Source organism: Roseicyclus amphidinii (assembly GCF_030163755.1).
GTDB classification, from domain to species: domain Bacteria; phylum Pseudomonadota; class Alphaproteobacteria; order Rhodobacterales; family Rhodobacteraceae; genus Roseicyclus; species Roseicyclus amphidinii.
Map to the genome: position 1 here is coordinate 1 of NZ_JASJOE010000071.1, position 14,949 is coordinate 14,949.

At 69.5% G+C, this 14,949-nt stretch carries 17 protein-coding genes; 5 read left to right on the forward strand and 12 right to left on the reverse strand.

Annotated elements, in window-relative coordinates:
- Positions 1-536, forward strand: a 536-nt coding sequence (locus QQK83_RS16665) for a DUF3726 domain-containing protein (protein WP_284266152.1), incomplete at its 5' end; no start/stop codon positions are given.
- A gap of 9 nt (positions 537-545) precedes the next feature.
- Complete coding sequence (locus QQK83_RS16670; protein WP_284266153.1) at positions 546-1,547, forward strand: Ldh family oxidoreductase; 1,002 nt, start codon at positions 546-548, stop codon at positions 1,545-1,547.
- A 103-nt stretch (positions 1,548-1,650) separates the two neighbouring features.
- Here QQK83_RS16670 and QQK83_RS16675 read toward each other — a convergent pair whose 3' ends face one another.
- The 5 genes from QQK83_RS16675 to phnD all read right to left on the reverse strand — a co-directional run bounded on the left by QQK83_RS16675 (position 1,651) and on the right by phnD (position 5,937).
- Positions 1,651-2,268, reverse strand: a complete 618-nt coding sequence (locus tag QQK83_RS16675; RefSeq protein ID WP_284266154.1) for a DapH/DapD/GlmU-related protein — start codon at positions 2,266-2,268, stop codon at positions 1,651-1,653.
- Positions 2,265-3,125: a phosphonate ABC transporter, permease protein PhnE gene (gene phnE / locus QQK83_RS16680; protein WP_284266155.1), complete on the reverse strand. Its 861-nt coding sequence runs from the start codon at positions 3,123-3,125 to the stop codon at positions 2,265-2,267. The genes QQK83_RS16675 and phnE (QQK83_RS16680) overlap by 4 nt, the downstream gene beginning before the upstream one ends.
- The gene (gene phnE / locus QQK83_RS16685; RefSeq protein WP_284266156.1) at positions 3,125-4,066 is read right to left on the reverse strand and encodes a phosphonate ABC transporter, permease protein PhnE; all 942 of its coding nucleotides are present in this window, start codon (positions 4,064-4,066) and stop codon (positions 3,125-3,127) included. The genes phnE (QQK83_RS16680) and phnE (QQK83_RS16685) overlap by 1 nt, the downstream gene beginning before the upstream one ends.
- Positions 4,067-4,079: 13 nt before the next feature.
- A complete protein-coding gene (gene phnC / locus QQK83_RS16690) occupies positions 4,080-4,889 on the reverse strand; it encodes a phosphonate ABC transporter ATP-binding protein (RefSeq protein ID WP_284266157.1) in 810 nt (269 codons plus the stop codon).
- A gap of 127 nt (positions 4,890-5,016) precedes the next feature.
- On the reverse strand, positions 5,017-5,937 hold the full coding sequence (phnD, locus tag QQK83_RS16695) for a phosphonate ABC transporter substrate-binding protein (protein WP_284266159.1): 921 nt from the start codon (positions 5,935-5,937) through the stop codon (positions 5,017-5,019).
- Positions 5,938-6,364: 427 nt separating this feature from the next.
- On the opposite strand from phnD, the gene QQK83_RS16700 reads away from it, so the two are divergent.
- Positions 6,365-7,516, forward strand: a complete 1,152-nt coding sequence (locus QQK83_RS16700) for an alpha-D-ribose 1-methylphosphonate 5-triphosphate diphosphatase (RefSeq protein ID WP_284266161.1) — start codon at positions 6,365-6,367, stop codon at positions 7,514-7,516.
- On the forward strand, positions 7,516-8,349 hold the full coding sequence (locus tag QQK83_RS16705; protein ID WP_284266163.1) for a sugar phosphate isomerase/epimerase family protein: 834 nt from the start codon (positions 7,516-7,518) through the stop codon (positions 8,347-8,349). The genes QQK83_RS16700 and QQK83_RS16705 overlap by 1 nt, the downstream gene beginning before the upstream one ends.
- 89 nt (positions 8,350-8,438) lie before the next feature.
- On the opposite strand, the gene QQK83_RS16710 is transcribed toward QQK83_RS16705, so the two are convergent.
- Positions 8,439-9,584 carry an alpha-D-ribose 1-methylphosphonate 5-triphosphate diphosphatase gene (locus QQK83_RS16710; RefSeq protein WP_284266165.1) on the reverse strand — a complete coding sequence of 382 codons (1,146 nt, stop codon included), beginning with the start codon at positions 9,582-9,584 and terminating at the stop codon, positions 8,439-8,441.
- Between the two features lie 46 nt (positions 9,585-9,630).
- Between QQK83_RS16710 and QQK83_RS16715 the strand changes: the two genes are divergently transcribed.
- The gene (locus QQK83_RS16715) at positions 9,631-10,317 is read left to right on the forward strand and encodes a DUF1045 domain-containing protein (RefSeq protein ID WP_284266167.1); all 687 of its coding nucleotides are present in this window, start codon (positions 9,631-9,633) and stop codon (positions 10,315-10,317) included.
- Here QQK83_RS16715 and phnN read toward each other — a convergent pair.
- The 6 genes from phnN to phnH form a co-directional block, all read right to left on the reverse strand.
- On the reverse strand, positions 10,299-10,859 hold the full coding sequence (phnN, locus tag QQK83_RS16720; protein ID WP_284266169.1) for a phosphonate metabolism protein/1,5-bisphosphokinase (PRPP-forming) PhnN: 561 nt from the start codon (positions 10,857-10,859) through the stop codon (positions 10,299-10,301). The two genes, QQK83_RS16715 and phnN, sit on opposite strands and share 19 nt — an antisense overlap.
- On the reverse strand, positions 10,856-11,539 hold the full coding sequence (gene phnL, locus QQK83_RS16725; protein ID WP_284266171.1) for a phosphonate C-P lyase system protein PhnL: 684 nt from the start codon (positions 11,537-11,539) through the stop codon (positions 10,856-10,858). The genes phnN and phnL overlap by 4 nt, the downstream gene beginning before the upstream one ends.
- A gap of 4 nt (positions 11,540-11,543) precedes the next feature.
- Positions 11,544-12,314 carry a phosphonate C-P lyase system protein PhnK gene (gene phnK / locus QQK83_RS16730; protein ID WP_284266173.1) on the reverse strand — a complete coding sequence of 257 codons (771 nt, stop codon included), beginning with the start codon at positions 12,312-12,314 and terminating at the stop codon, positions 11,544-11,546.
- A gap of 172 nt (positions 12,315-12,486) precedes the next feature.
- The gene (locus tag QQK83_RS16735; RefSeq protein WP_284266175.1) at positions 12,487-13,317 is read right to left on the reverse strand and encodes an alpha-D-ribose 1-methylphosphonate 5-phosphate C-P-lyase PhnJ; all 831 of its coding nucleotides are present in this window, start codon (positions 13,315-13,317) and stop codon (positions 12,487-12,489) included.
- Positions 13,314-14,405, reverse strand: coding sequence for a carbon-phosphorus lyase complex subunit (locus QQK83_RS16740; protein WP_284266177.1), 1,092 nt, complete (start codon positions 14,403-14,405; stop codon positions 13,314-13,316). The genes QQK83_RS16735 and QQK83_RS16740 overlap by 4 nt, the downstream gene beginning before the upstream one ends.
- A 3-nt stretch (positions 14,406-14,408) precedes the next feature.
- Positions 14,409-14,949 (reverse strand): phosphonate C-P lyase system protein PhnH (gene phnH / locus QQK83_RS16745; RefSeq protein WP_284266179.1); only part of this gene is annotated, 541 nt, incomplete at its 5' end.

Consider the following 14,949-nt stretch of genomic DNA (forward strand, 5'->3'; position numbering starts at 1 on the left):
CCGGCATCGGGCTGGATGGCGCAGACCTGTTGGCGCGGCTCCTGGCGGAGGTCGCGCAGCGCCCTCACCAGCCCCTTGCGCCGGCCCATCTCGACGGCATCTGGACCGCGGCCGCGGGTCCGCTTTGCCCGATCCGCACGGGGGCCGTGCTCTGCGATCTCGCGCGCGCCCTGCCCGAGGGCGGCATGGCGCTGTCGCGCGTGCTGGTGCCGGGGCTGGTCCTGCCCTTCGCCGCCGATGCCGCGCGGCTGCGCGACGCGCCGGTGACCCTGTCCTGGCGCGGCGGGATCGTGGGGATCGGCCCCGAGGGCCTGCCGCGCGCCAGCGGCATCCTGAAGCTGGCCGAGGTGGCCGAGGCCGACCTGTTCCTGCACCCCGGCGGCACCGCCCTGCCCGCCGCCCTGCCCTGGACACGCGCCTGCGCCGCGCCCTCCGCCTGGCAGGCCCTGCAGGCGCTGGCACAGCGCACCTACGCCCCCGCGACCGAAGCCTCGCGCCTGACCGGCGCGGGGGCGGGCGCAGGCGACACCGATTGAGGAGGACAGATGACCGACACCCGCCGCATGACCCTGAGCGAGATCGAGGATCTCGCGCTCCGCGCCCTGCTGACCGCAGGCGCGACCGAGGCCAACGCCCGCCCGCTGGCCGTGGCGACAGCCGCAACCGAGGCGGACGGGGTGGCGAGCCACGGGCTTGCCTACATCCCGACCTATGCCGAGCATCTGCGCTGCGGCAAGGTCGACGGGCAGGCCAGCCCGACGGTGACGCACACGCGGCCCGGCGTGCTGCTGGCCGATGCGGGAACGGGCTTTGCCCATGCCGCCATCGACGCAGGGTTCGCGCAGCTGATCCCGCTGGCCCGCGAACAGGGGGTGGCAGGGCTTTTCGTGCGGGAAAGCTACAATTGCGGGGTTCTGGGCATCCACACCGCCCGGCTGGCCGAGGCGGGGCTGGTGGGGCTGGGCTTCACCAATGCGCCCGCCTCCATCGCGCCCTCGGGCGGCGCGCGGCCCGTGGTCGGCACCAACCCGTTCTCCTTGGCGACACCGGGCGAGGATGGCCTCCTGATCGACCAGTCGGCCTCGACCATCGCCAAATCCGAAGTGATGAAACACGCCCGCGAGGGGCGGCCGATCCCCGAGGGCTGGGCGCTGGACGCGGACGGCCAGCCCACGACCGACCCGGAGGTCGGGCTGAAGGGCTCGATGGCGCCCTCGGGCGGCTACAAGGGGGTGGGCGTGGCGCTCCTGGTCGAGACGATGGCCGCGGCCCTGTCGGGCGCGCTTCTCGGCAAGGATGCCGCGCCGTTTTCCGGCACGGCGGGCGGGCCGCCGCGGACCGGGCAGTGTTTCCTCGCCATCGACCCCGACGCGGGGGCGCATGGGCTGTTCGCCGAGCGCATGGGCGCGCTGACAGCCGCGATCCGCGCGCAGGCAGGCGCGCGCCTGCCGGGTGACGGGCGGCGCGCGAACCGCGCCCGCGCCGTGGCCGAGGGGGTGGAGGTGTCCACGGCGACGCTGGCGAAGATCGAGGCGATCTTCGGCTGAGGGGGGCCAGATCCTTGCAAGGATCTGGCTGCGCCTTTTGCAAAAGGCGCAATCAGCCTCTTGCAAGAGGCTGGGGCAAACCCTTGCAAGGGTTTGCCGCGCGCTACGGCCGGTATTTCTCGATGAAGGCGTCGATCTCGAGCGCGCGGAAATCCGGCACCGCGGCACCGAAGCGCGCGTGGTCCCAGTCCCACCAGGCGATCTCCATCAGCGCCTCTTCCTGCGCTTCGGTGAAGCGCCGCCGGATCGGCCGGGCGGGCACGCCCGCCACGATGGTGTAGGGCGCGACATCCTTCGTCACCACCGCGCCTGCGCCGACCACCGCGCCCGTGCCGATGGTGACCCCCGCGGTCACCGTCACGCCATGGCCGATCCAGACGTCATGCCCAATGGTGACCCAATGTTCGCGCCGCCAGTCGAAAAACGCGGCCTCGTCCTCGCCGAAGCCATACATCCCCGCGCGGTAGAGCGCGTGATGCTGGCAGGCGCGCCAGGTCGGGTGGTTGCCCGGGTTGAGCCGCACCATGTTGGCGATGTTCGTCCACTTGCCGATGGTGGTCCAGACGACATGGCCGAACTCGCAGATGTAGGAGTAATCCCCCAACTCGCATTGGCTCAGTTTCGTCATCCGCCCGACCTCGGTCCAGCGGCCGAGGGTGACATCCGCGCCGACCTCTGCCTCGGGGTGCAGGGTCGGCGCCTCGCTCAGTCGCTTGCTCATGCGTCGTGCTTCTCGCCGATGGACCACAGGCGCACGCGCTTCGACAGCCAGTCGATGGCGAAGATCAGCACCAGCACGTTCAGCACGACAAAGGCCACCTGGTCATACAGCTGCGCGCGGAACCGTTCGATGATGATCATCCCGATGCCGCCCGCGCCCACGATGCCGAGGATCGTGGCCGAGCGCGTGTTGCTCTCGAGGAAGTAGAGCGACTGCGAGATGAAGACCGGCAGCACCTGCGGGATATAGCCGTAGCGGATGATGCCGAGCGGCCCCGCACCGGTGGCGCGCACGCCTTCGACCTGCTTGCGGTCGATGTTCTCGATCGCCTCGGAATAGAGCTTGGACAGCGTGCCCAGGTCCGAGACGAAGATCGCAAGCACACCGGCCAGCGGCCCCAACCCCACGGCCCGCACGAAGACAAGGCCCCAGACCAGCTGGTCGATGCCGCGCAGGATGTCGAGCACGCGGCGCACCGCCTGCCGCACGATGGCCAGCGGCATCACGTTCTTGGCCGCGAGAAAGCCCAGGACCAGCGAGCCCAGCGTGCCCAGAAGCGTACCGAGGAAGGCCATGGCGAGCGTCTGGGCGATGCCCACGTAGATCTGGCGATAGGCCCAGTCGCCCATGTCCTGCCAGATTACGAAATTCCTGAGCAGCGCGAGGACCCGCTCGGAGCTGTCGAGCAGCCGACCGAAGTCGAAATACCACATCGACCAGGCAAGGTAGACCACGGCGGCCAGCAGCGGCCACCAACGGCGCAAAAGGCCGGCCGCACCGGGAAAGACGCTGCCATGGCTCTGGCGCAGGGCCGCGACCTGTTCGTCGGTGACGGCCGAGATGGAGGCGATGCTCATCAGAAATTCTCCCGCCCGATATAGCCCAAGCGGATCCGCTCGGAGATCAGGTCGATGATGGTGACCATGAGGACGACGAGGATCAGCACGGCAAGCACCCGGTCATCGGAATAGAACGAGATGACGCGGTTCAACTCCTGCCCGATGCCGCCCGCGCCCACGAAGCCGATGATCGAGGAGGCGCGCACGTTGATCTCGAAGCGCAGCATAGCGTAGCTGAAGAAGTTGGGCGCGACCTGCGGGACGACGCCGAAGATCATCTTCTCAGCCCAGGTGCCGCCGACCGCGGTGATCCCCTCGACCGGGCGGGAGGAGGCGTTCTCGTTCACCTCGGCAAAGAGCTTGCCGAGCGCACCCGCGGTGTGGATGGCGATGGCGATGATGCCCGCCAGCGGGCCGATCCCGATCATGAAGACGAAGACCAGCGCCAGCAGGATCTCCGGGATGCCGCGGCAGACCTCGAGGAAGCGGCGCGAGAGCCAGTAGAGCCAGCTGTTCGGCGCAAGGTTCGCCGCCGCCGGGAAGCTGAGGACAAAGGCCACCGCGGCCCCGATCAGCGTCGCGGTGATCGCCATGAGAATGGTTTCCCACAGCAGTTCCACGTAGTCCCAGAAATCGGTGTACCAGAAGGTGAGAGAGCCGGGCACGGCGCGCCCCTCCTCGGTGCGGCCCTCGAACAGCACGTCCCACTGCAGATCGGGAAGGATCGTGCCGAAATATTCGAAGATCCGCGGGATGCCGTTGGCCAGCCGGTCGGGGTAGAACTGGCTGATCCAGATCGAAAGCCCGAGGCAGATCGTGAAGGCGCCCAGCGCCACGATGTTCCAGACGCGCTTTGACGCGCGCAGCTCGGCCCTGTGCCGCTCGAAGGTGGAGACGGCATCGCGCGGCGCGTCGCCGGACGCCCCCGCGGAGCCGCCCATCATGGGAATGTCGGTCATGTCTGCCGCTCCGTCAGGCCAGTTCGCGGGCGCGGGCGGGGCCCGTCGGGATCGCGGTCGAGGTCGCGGCCTCGTTGAAGGCCTCGTCGGCCTCGGCGCCGTAGATCTCGCGCGCCATCTGCGTGGTCAGCAGGTCCGGCGTGCCGTCGAAGACGATGCGCCCGTCCTGCATGCCGATGATGCGGTCGCAATACTGCCGCGCGGTGTCGAGCGTGTGCAGGTTGCAGATCACGGTGATGCCGTCCTGCTTGTTGATGTCGCGCAGCGCGTCCATGACGATCTTGGCGTTCATCGGGTCGAGGCTGGCGATGGGTTCATCGGCAAGCAGGATCTTGGGCTCTTGGGCCAGCGCGCGGGCGATGGCGACGCGCTGCTGCTGTCCGCCCGACAGCGTCTCGGCGCGCTGCAGCGCCGTGTGGGCCATGCCCAGCCGGTCAAGCGCCTGGATCGCGAAGGCGCGCTCGCGGGGCGTGAAGATCTGCGCCATCGAGCGCCACTGCGGCAGCTCGTAAAGCCGCCCGGTCAACACGTTGGTGATCACATCGAGGCGTCCCACCAGGTTGAACTGCTGGAAGATCATCGCGCAATCGGACCGCCAGGCGCGCAACTCCTTGCCCTTGAGCTGCGCGATATCCGCGTCGCCGAACAGGATCTGACCCTCGGAGGGGTCGATCAAGCGGTTCAGAAGGCGCAACAGCGTCGACTTGCCCGCGCCGGACCGGCCGATGATGCCGACCATCTGGCCGTCGGGGATCTCGAGGTTGGCATTGTTGACGGCGAGGTTGTCGCCGAAGCGACGGGTCAGCTTGTCGAGTTTCAGCATGGGTGGCGCCCTCGGTTCGGGTGATGGACAGGGTGTTCCGGTCGGCCGCTCTCCCCCAAGCGAACCCGCCGCAACACGATCGAAACGGGGCCGACCGGTGGTCGGCCCCGCTCCGAAGGTCAGGGGTTCAGCGCTCGCCGGCGAGTTGGCGGCGCATGTTGATGATCGGCTCGTAGAACGAGTGGCTGATCGGCCAGTAGCCCATCGACTCGCCGTCGTTGATCGCGTCGAAGCAGTCGCGGTCGTGGTTCTGCAGCTGCATCATAGCGCCCATCACCTGGTCCTTCAGCTCCTGCGGGAGGTCCGAGCGGATCACGCGGGGGCCGTTGGTGATGAGGTTCGACTGCCAGATGATCTGGATGTCGTTCATGTCGAGCAGGCCATTGTCGACCATCGAGCGCAGGTTGCCGCGGCTGAAGCCCTGGTTGATGTCGCCGACGCCCGAGGTCCAGGTGACGCCCGCGTCATACTGCTCGTTCAGCACGGCGATCACGGCCTGTTCATGGCCACCGCCAAAGCCGGTTTCGGAGAAGTAGGCCTCGGGCTCGATACCCATCTGGCGCAGCTCTGCCAGCGGCACGAGATAGCCCGAGGTCGAGTTCGGGTCGGCCCAGGCGAGGCTGTGGCCTTCCATCTCTTCCAGGGTCGTGATGCCGCTGTCGGCACGGGTGTACATCACCGCGTAGTAGCCCAGCGAGCCGTCGATCTGCATCGTGGTGTAGAGCGGCTCGACCGCGTCCTCTTCCTGCAGGTAGATGCCCGCGTAACCCGCGGAACCGAGGCCGGCGAATTCCAGCTGGCCGGCCAGCAGGCCCTGCATCACGCCGGCATAGTCGGATGCCGGGAACAGCTCGACCGGAACGCCCAGGCGCTCTTCGAGATAGGCCTTCTGGCAGGCGTGGTCGCGCAGGCGGTCGGCTTCGTTCTCGCCGCCGAGCAGGCCGATGCGGAACACCGGAACCTCGTCGCGCCAGTCCTGCGCAAGCGCGGCGGTTGAGGTCAATGCGGTGGCGCCCATCACGAGCGCGGTCAGGCTGGTCTTGAACATGGGGTGCGTCCCTTTGCTTGGTTCGATCATCCCGAGCCCCGCCCACGCCGCAGCGCAGCACCGGAACCCGTTGGCGCCGAGGGCTAGGGGCGTTCTGTGATCGGTTTGTAAATGAGACGTGAAGATCTCGTGACGCCCGGCCAAGGCCTTGCGATCCCACCGCGATTCTCTGATTCGCCCCGGACAGGGGCACTCTTCACGGCCCTGCCACCTTCGACAAAAGGTGAATTTGTCGGGGAAAAACAGGGATAAGGCCAAGGAACCCGCCGGGCGCGCCGCCCTGCTGTGCCCCTCCGCCGCGATTCGCGGGCCAGCGTCGCACGTTCGGGGCCGCGGCCCCTTCCCGCGCATCATGAAACGGTCATGACCCCGAAATGATGCCGTTACATTCGCCCCATCCTAGGGAGGTCCAGATCAGGAGAGCCCGATGTTCGACGCCCAGCCCCCCGCCGCCCTCACCCTCAGCCACGCCCGCATCGTCACGCCCGCGGGCGTTACCGAGGGCGCGCTTCGGATCGAGGAGGGGCGCATCGCCGGCATCGGCGCGGCGACCGACGGTCTGGACCTGCGCGGGGCCTACCTGATCCCCGGTATCGTCGACCTGCACACCGACCACGTGGAACGCCACACGCACCCGCGCGTCTCGGTGCTCTGGCCCTTCCTGCCCGCGCTGATGGCCCATGACGCGGTGGTGATCTCGGGCGGCACCACCACCGTCTTCGACAGCCTCTCGGTCGGCGCCTCGATGAAGCGCCCCGAGCGGCGCGAGATCCTCGAGCCGCTGGTCGCGGCCCTCGCCGAGGGGCAGGCCGCGGGTGCCTTCCGCGCCGAGCATCTGCTGCACCTGCGCTGCGAGATCTCGGACCCCGCCACCATGGCGCTGGTCGAGGCCACCGCCACACATCCGCTGACGCGGCTGGTCTCGGTCATGGACCATACGCCGGGCGACCGGCAAAGCCCGGACGTGGACAAGTGGTTTACCCACATGATTCACGAGATGGAGGTGGACGAGGAAACCGGCCGCGCCATGATGGACGACCTCTTCGAACGCTCCCGCGCCCGCGGGGCCGAGGTGCGCGCCCATGTCATCCGCGCGGCCCATGCCGCCACCCTGCCGCTGATGAGCCATGACGACCGCACCGTCGAACACGCCGATCAGGCCGCCGCCGAGGGCGTGGCGATCTCGGAATTTCCGACCACGCTCGAGGCCGCGCACCGCGCGCGCGAGCTGGGTCTCGCCATCGTGGCGGGCGCGCCCAACTACCTGCGCGGCGGCTCGCAATCGGGCAATGTCGCGGTGGCCGAGCTGCTGGCCCATGGCCTTGTCGATGCGCTGGCCTCCGACTACGTACCGCGCTCGCCGCTCGATGCGGCCTTCAAACTCGCCACCGACCCCGCCCTGCCCCATGACCTGCCCGCCGCGCTGGCCCTGGTCAGCGGCAACCCCGCACGGATGACGGCGCTTGGCGACCGCGGGCAGATCGCCGAAGGATTGCGCGCCGACCTCGCCGCCGTGCGCCTGGTGGACGGGCAGCCGGTGGTTCAGGCGGTCTGGCGCAACGGAAGGCAGGTGTTCTGATGCTCCCCCTCAAGATCGGCGCGGCCCTGATGGTCGCCGACCTCCCCGCCCACCGCGACTGGTTGATCGAAGGCCAACGCGACCTCGAGGTGCAGGATTTCCTGCGCCCCGATGTGCTGCTCGGCGACTGGCGCGCCGTGGTGGCCGAGGCGAAGCGCCTCCTCGACGGGTTCGAGGGACGGCTGGGCATCCACGGGCCCTTCTACGACCTCGCCCTCGACACCGCCGACCCGGAAATCGCCCCCATCGTCGCCCGCCGCTACGTCACCGCGGTCGAGGCCGCCGCCAGCCTTGGCGCGACGCAGATGGTCATCCACTCTCCCTTCACGACTTGGGACTGGTTCAACTTCGGCGACCACCCCCGCCGCGGCAACACCCCCTCCGCACAGGAGGCCAAGACCGCCCGCGTCCACGCGCTCCTGCGCGATGCCGTGGCGCTGGCCGAAGCCCATGGCGTCACGCTGGTGATCGAGAACATCGAGGATATCGCGCCGGGCTACCGCCGCGACCTCGCGCAAAGCTTCGCCTCCGACGCCGTGCGCCTGTCGATCGACACCGGCCACGCGCATTACGCCCACCACGCCACCGGCGCGCCGCCGGTCGACTACTTCGTCACCGACGCAGGGCCGCTTCTCGCCCATGTCCACCTGCAGGATGCCGACGGCTTCGCCGACCGCCACTGGCCGCCGGGGCGCGGCACGGTGAACTGGCACGCCGTCTTCCGCGCCATCGCCGCCCTGCCCCAGCGCCCGCATCTCGTGCTGGAGCTGCGCGATGCCGCCGATATCCCCGCGGCCATGGCGTATCTGGAACGCGAAGGCCTCGCCCACTGAGCGCGCCCTTGCCCTTCATCTTCCTCCAAATACGGATGCCCGCGGGTCACACCCCGCACCGCGGTCTGCAAACCGGGTGCCCCCGCCCCTCAGGCGACGCGCGCCCCCGCCGCCCAGACGCCGCGCAGGACCGGCACGCCCTCGACCACGCGAAAGCGGATCACGTCGGCGCGCATCCCCTCGGCCAGCCGGCCCCGGTCCGACAGCCCCGCCGCACGGGCGGGCCCGCTCGACACGGTCGCCATGGCACGCGCCATGTCGCCCCAAAGATCGCCCAGCAACACGGCGGCATAGAGCAGCGCCGCGGGCACGTAATCGGACGAGACGATGTCCAGCAGCCCCGCGCGCGCCAGCGCCTCGGCCGAGACATTGCCCGAATGCGATCCGCCCCGCACGAGGTTCGGCGCGCCCATCATCACGGCGATGCCGTGCTGGCGGCAGGCGCGGGCGGCCTCCTCCGTGGTCGGGAACTCGGCCAGCGCGACGCCGTGGGCGGCGGACCGCACGACGTGGTCGACAGCCGTATCATCGTGGCTCGCCAGCACCGCGCCCAGCCGCTGCGCGGCCTCGACGGCGGCGGCCTCATGGGTGTCGCGCACCGCCTCGCCCAACGCCTGCCGGGTGCGGACATGCTCCTGGAACACCTCTTCCGACAGGCCGTGCTTGCCCTTCATGTAGGTGGCGTATTGCCCGATGTCGGCGAACTGGCGTTGCCCCGGCGTGTGGTCCATCAGGCTCAGGATGCCGATGCGGTCCTCGGGGCCGAACTGCGCCAGCTCCTCGACCAGCGAATGCGAACAGATTTCCGCGCGCAGGTGGATGTGATGGCTGATCTTCAGCGCCCCCGAGGCGCGCATCGCCAGCAACTCATCCGCCAGATCGCGTGCGTAGCGCGACCAGCCGATCCCGCCCTTGCCCTCGATCGAGCCCACCCGGATCGCGTCGAAGACCGTGGTTATGCCGCAGGCGGCAAGCTCGGCGTCATGGGCGACGATGGCGGGCTTGTGCGGCCAATGGGCCGAGGGGCGCGGGCGGATGTGCCGCTCGAGGTTGTCGGTGTGCAGCTCCACCAGCCCCGGCGCGACGATATCGCCGCCGCAATCGACGGCCCCCGCGGGCACGGCCCCGCCCGCGGCAATTTCCACGATCTCGCCGCCCTGCAGGGTGATCCGCCCCGTCATCTCGCGCCCCGGCAGGATCAGCCGGGCATTGGCAAGGGTCAGGGTCTCTGGCATCGGGGCATGGTCACGGGGCATCTGGATCTCGAAAGGACAGGATAGGATGGACGGGTTCAAGCGGTTCGGTCTCTACGTGGTGCCCGAGGGCGCGTTCTACCGCGCGGGCGCGGATTGGCTCGGCTGGGACAGCGTCGCGGGCGCGGCTGTGGCGCAGCCCGATCTGCCGGGCCTGCCGGGCGCGGTCGCGGAGATCACCGCCACCCCCCGCAAATACGGCTTTCACGGCACGGTCAAGCCGCCCTTCCGGCTGGCCGAGGGGACGGACGCCACAGGCCTCGACGCCGCCGCCCGCGCCTTCTGCGCGACCCGCGCGCCGGTGACGATCCCCGCGCTCGAGACCCGCCGCCTCGGCGGCTTCATCGCGGTGGTTCCGGCGGAACCGTCCGAGGCGCTGTCGGATCTCGCCGCCGCCACGGTCGAGGCGCTCGACCCCTTCCGCGCGCCCCCCTCCGAGGCCGAGCTGGCCCGCCGCCGCAAGGCGGGCCTGAGCGACCGGCAAGAGGCGCTTCTGGCGCGCTGGGGCTATCCCTACGTGATGGAGGAGTTCCGCTTTCACCTCACCCTCACCGGCAAACTTCCGCGCACGGATGCCGAGGCGACGCGCGACATCCTCGCCGGCCATCTCGCCCCGGTCCTGCCCGCGCCCTTCGTCATCGACAGCCTCTGCCTGATGGGCGAGGACGTCGAGGGGATGTTCCACCTCGTCCACCGCTACACCCTTTCGGGGTAGAGCGCCGCCAGCGCGGCGGTTACGGCACGGTCGAGCGGGCCGGAATTGTCGATCTCGGTCACCCGCAGCCCCTCGGGGAAAGCCACAGCGGGCCGCGCCAGCCTGCGCGCGATCTCGGCCCGGCTTTCGCGCCCCCGCGCGGCAAGCCGCTCGGCCAGCACCTCGGGCCGCGCCGTGATGTGCAACACATGCAGCTCGGGAAAGACGCGCGCCGCGCGCCCCAGCATGCCCCGCGACAGGTTCGCCAGCGCATCCTGCCCGCGCGCCAGCACCTTCTGCGCCTCGCGCGGGATGCCGTAGAACAGGCCATGCGCCTGCCAATGCAGCGCGAAATCGCCCCCTGCGGCGCGCGCGGCGAAAAGTGCGGGCGTGATCCCCTCGAAATCCTCACCCCCCGCCGCCTCGGCCCGGGTGATGACGCGGCGGATTCGGACAAGATCGGGGCGTTTGGCGCAAAGCGCCTCCATCACGCTGTCCTTGCCGACGCCCGAGGGGCCGACGACCGCAATGAAGCGCCCCGATCTTGCCAGGGGTGGCGTCATGCGGCGCGCCCCGGCGTGAACCCCGAGACGTCGATCTCGCGGTCGGCGACACGGGCGCGGGCCTCGAGATCGTGGAAGATGCCGACGATGGCCGCCCCGCCCGCCTTGGCCTCCTCGATCAGGGTCAGGACGGTCTCGCGGTTGGTGGCATCGAGACTGGCGGTGGGTTCGTCCAGCAAGAGCGCCGGATAGGCATGGGCGAAGCCGCGGGCGATGTTCACGCGCTGCTGCTCGCCGCCCGAGAAGGTGGTGGGCGACAGCCCCCAGAGCGTCTCAGGAATGCGCAGCCGGGTCAGCAGGTCGCGCGCGCGCGCCAGCGCCTCGGCCTCGGGGCGGCCAAGGGACAGGAGCGGCTCGGCCACCACCTCCAGCGTCGGCACGCGGGGCACGACGCGCAGGAACTGGGAGACATAGCCCAGCGTCTCGCGGCGCAGCGCCAGGATCTCGCGCGGCTCTGCGCGGGTGATGTCGAGGCCGCCGATGCGGACGCTGCCGCCCTGCGCGAGGTAGTTGCCGTAAAGGATGCGCATGACGGTGGATTTTCCCGCCCCGCTTTCCCCGGTCAGCGCCACGCATTCGCCCGGCGCGACAGAGAACCCCGCCCCCGCGATCACCGGGATGACCGCGCCGCCCTGGTTGTGCAGCGTGAAATTCTTGGCAAGTTCTTCTACATGAATCATCGGATCACACCTGCAGGACAGAGCTGACGAGAAGTTGCGTATAGGGTGCCTGCGGGTCGTCCAGCACCTGGTCGGTCAGGCCCGTCTCGATGACATGGCCGTCCTTCATCACCATCAGCCGGTCGGCCAGCAAGCGCACCACGGCAAGGTCATGGGTGACGACGATGGCCGACAGCCCCATCCGCCGCACCAGCCCGCGGATCAGGTCCAGAAGCCGCGCCTGCACGCTGACGTCGAGGCCGCCCGTGGGTTCGTCCATGAAGACCAGCCGCGGCCCGGTGACGAGGTTCCGCGCGATCTGCAGCCGCTGCTGCATGCCGCCCGAGAACGCGCTGGGGCGGTCGTCGATGCGGGTCTCGCTGATCTCGACCCGGCCCAGCCAATCGGTCGCGGCCTCGCGGATCTCGCCGTAATGGCGCGCGCCCACGGCCATCAGCCGCTCGCCCACGTTGCCGCCCGCCGAGATCCGCATGCGCAGCCCGTCGCGCGGGTTCTGGTGGACGAACGCCCAATCGGTGCGCCCCAGCATGCGCCGCTCGGGCTCGGACATCTGCAACACGTCCCGCGGCCCTTCGGCGCGGGTGTCGAAGATCACGCGGCCCGCGTCGGGCGGCAGGTGACCCGCAAGGCAGTTCAGAAGCGTCGACTTGCCCGAGCCGCTTTCGCCGACGATCCCCAGCACCTCGCCGGGATAGAGCCGGAACGACACGTCTGAGCACCCGATACGCCCACCGTAGGATTTCGTCAGCGACTGCACGTCGAGAAGCGGTGTCATGCGCCCATCCCCTTCATCTTTCCAAAAATACGCACTCCCACATCGGCCACCCCGCGCGCGGCCGGAGTGAGGGCACCGTTTTCCTGCAGGAAAACGCATGGGAAAACTGCAGTTTTCCCACCCGGAAACCTGCAGGTTTCCGCCCCGAAAACCGCGCGGTTTTCGCCGCCGCTCATGCCGCCGCCTCGCGCCGCGAGGCGCAGAAATCGGTGTCCGAGCAGACGAACATCCGGCTGCCCGCGTCATCGGTGATGACCTCGTCGAGGTAACTGTCCTCGGCCCCGCAGAGCGCGCAGGGATGCGGCGCCTTGGAGGGGTCGAAGGGATGATCGTCGAAATCGAGGCTCACGACCTGCGTAAAGGGCGGCACGGCATAGATGCGCTGCTCGCGCCCCGCGCCGAACAGCTGCAACGCCGCCGACTCCAGCTTGGGATTGTCGAATTTCGGGATCGGCGACGGGTCCATCACGTAGCGCCCCTCGACCTTGACCGGATAGGCATAGGCGGTGGCGATCTCGCCATGGCGGCTGATGTCCTCGTAAAGCTTCACATGCATCAGCCCGTAATCCTCGAGCGCGTGCATCTTGCGCGTCTCCACCTCGGAGGGTTCGAGAAAGCGCAGGGGCTCCGGGATCGGCACCTGGTAGACGAGGATCTGGTCCTCGGTCAGCGCCTCCTCGGGGATGCGGTGGCGGGTCTGGATGATGGTCGCCTCGCCCGTGCGCTCGGTCACGGCCACCTCGGCCGTCTTCTCGAAGAACTTGCGGATCGAGACGGCGTTGGTGGTGTCATCGGCCCCCTGGTCGATGACCTTCAGCCGGTCCTCGGGCGTGAGACACGCCGCCGTCACCTGCACGCCGCCCGTGCCCCAGCCGTAGGGCATGGGCATCTCGCGGCTGGCGAAGGGCACCTGGTAGCCCGGCACGGCCACGCCCTTCAGGATCGCGCGGCGGATCATGCGCTTGGTCTGTTCGTCGAGATAGGCGAAATTGTAGTCGCTCATTCCGCGGCCTCCTGCCGTGTGGCGGCGAGGGCCTCGGCCCTGAGCCGCCGGATCAGTTCCAGCTCGGACTGGAAATCGACGTAATGGGGCAGCTTGATGTGTTCGAGGAACCCCGTCGCCTGCACGTTGTCCGAGTGATAGAGCACGAATTCCGCGTCCTGCGCGGGGGCGCCGACATTGTCCTCGCCCAGCTCCTCCCAGCGCAGCGCGCGGTCCACCAGCGCCATGGAGATCGCCTTGCGCTCGGTCTGGCCGAAGACGAGGCCATAGCCACGGGTGAATTGCGGCGGCTCGGATTTCGAGCCGGTGAACTGGTTGACGGTCTCGCATTCCGTCAGCACGACCTCGCCCAGCTCGATGGAAAAGCCCAGCTCGGGGATATCCATCTCGACGGGCACCGTGCCGATGCGCAGCTCGCCCACGAACGGGTGGTTGCGGCCATAGCCGCGCTGCGTGGAATAGGCCATGGACAGGACGAACCCCTCGTCCCCGCGGGTCAGCGCCTGCAGGCGCAAGGGCCGGTCGGCGGGGAAATCCAGCGGCTCGCGCGTCAGGTCGCGCGGCGTGGCGAGGCCGTCGGGCTCCCCCTGGATCAGGTCCTCGCGCGCGAGGAAGTCCGTCACATGCGGCACCGGCGCGTCCGAGGGCACGCCTTGCGGCGCCTCGGGCACCTCCAGCCCCTCGGCGGCCAGCGCGAAATCGAGCAACCGGTGGGTGTAGTCGAAGGTCGGCCCGAGGATCTGGCCGCCCGGCAGATCCTTGAACGTGGCCGAGATGCGCCGGTCGCAGTCCATCGCGCCGGTGTCCACGGGATGGGATGCGCCGAAGCGCGGCAGCGTGGTGCGATAGGCCCGGATCAGGAAGACCGCCTCGATCAGGTCGCCCCGCGCCTGCTTGATCGCCAGCGCCGCGAGATCGGGATCGTAAAGCGAGCCCTCGGCCATGACCCGGTTGACCGCCAGCGCCAGCTGCTCGCGGATCTGGGCGATGGACAGCTCGGCGATGTCGGTGTCGCCACGCCGTTCCTCGGCCAGCCAGGCATGGGCATTGTCGATGGCGCGTTCGCCGCCTTTCACTGCGACATACATGGCCTAACCCTCCACACGGGTGCTGCGCGGCAGGCCGGCCAGCCGGTCGCCGCAGGTGAGATAGCTGTCGAAGCCCAGCGGAAAGCGCCGCCGGTTCGCGGCGAAGGCCTCGGTCTCGGGCAGGGACAGCTGCGCCTGCGTCTCGATGCCGGGGCCGGTCAGGGTCGCGCCGCGGTTCGCCAAGGCCTCGACTTCGACGATCAGCGTGGCCGAGCGGTCGGGATACTCGGCCGTGCCCGGCGCGAAGCGCGTCACCGGCTGCAACGCCGCCCATGTGCCCAGCGCGAACATGGCGTGTTCCGGCCCGGTGAAGGGCGCGCCGGTGTGAAAGGTGATCCAACCGCGCAACGCGTCCGTGTCATGCGAGGGCGCAAGGTAGAGCGGCGTGGTCGTGTCGCAGAGCGTCAGCAAAAGCGCGCCGGCGGCGACCGAACAGGGCGCGGGCGCGGCGGCACCCCGGACGACCTCGATCCGACCGGGCCGCGCCATCGCCTGGAGTGCTGCGCGAAAGGCATGGGCCGCGTCGCGCGCGGGGTCGGCGAAG

Coding starts and splice junctions, on each gene's coding strand:
- QQK83_RS16670 (WP_284266153.1), top strand. CDS start 546: ATGACCGACACCCGCCGCATGACCCTGAGCGAGATCGAGGATCTCGCG.
- QQK83_RS16675 (WP_284266154.1), bottom strand. CDS start 2,268: ATGAGCAAGCGACTGAGCGAGGCGCCGACCCTGCACCCCGAGGCAGAG.
- phnE (WP_284266155.1), bottom strand. CDS start 3,125: ATGAGCATCGCCTCCATCTCGGCCGTCACCGACGAACAGGTCGCGGCC.
- phnE (WP_284266156.1), bottom strand. CDS start 4,066: ATGACCGACATTCCCATGATGGGCGGCTCCGCGGGGGCGTCCGGCGAC.
- phnC (WP_284266157.1), bottom strand. CDS start 4,889: ATGCTGAAACTCGACAAGCTGACCCGTCGCTTCGGCGACAACCTCGCC.
- phnD (WP_284266159.1), bottom strand. CDS start 5,937: ATGTTCAAGACCAGCCTGACCGCGCTCGTGATGGGCGCCACCGCATTG.
- QQK83_RS16700 (WP_284266161.1), top strand. CDS start 6,365: ATGTTCGACGCCCAGCCCCCCGCCGCCCTCACCCTCAGCCACGCCCGC.
- QQK83_RS16705 (WP_284266163.1), top strand. CDS start 7,516: ATGCTCCCCCTCAAGATCGGCGCGGCCCTGATGGTCGCCGACCTCCCC.
- QQK83_RS16710 (WP_284266165.1), bottom strand. CDS start 9,584: ATGCCAGAGACCCTGACCCTTGCCAATGCCCGGCTGATCCTGCCGGGG.
- QQK83_RS16715 (WP_284266167.1), top strand. CDS start 9,631: ATGGACGGGTTCAAGCGGTTCGGTCTCTACGTGGTGCCCGAGGGCGCG.
- phnN (WP_284266169.1), bottom strand. CDS start 10,859: ATGACGCCACCCCTGGCAAGATCGGGGCGCTTCATTGCGGTCGTCGGC.
- phnL (WP_284266171.1), bottom strand. CDS start 11,539: ATGATTCATGTAGAAGAACTTGCCAAGAATTTCACGCTGCACAACCAG.
- phnK (WP_284266173.1), bottom strand. CDS start 12,314: ATGACACCGCTTCTCGACGTGCAGTCGCTGACGAAATCCTACGGTGGG.
- QQK83_RS16735 (WP_284266175.1), bottom strand. CDS start 13,317: ATGAGCGACTACAATTTCGCCTATCTCGACGAACAGACCAAGCGCATG.
- QQK83_RS16740 (WP_284266177.1), bottom strand. CDS start 14,405: ATGTATGTCGCAGTGAAAGGCGGCGAACGCGCCATCGACAATGCCCAT.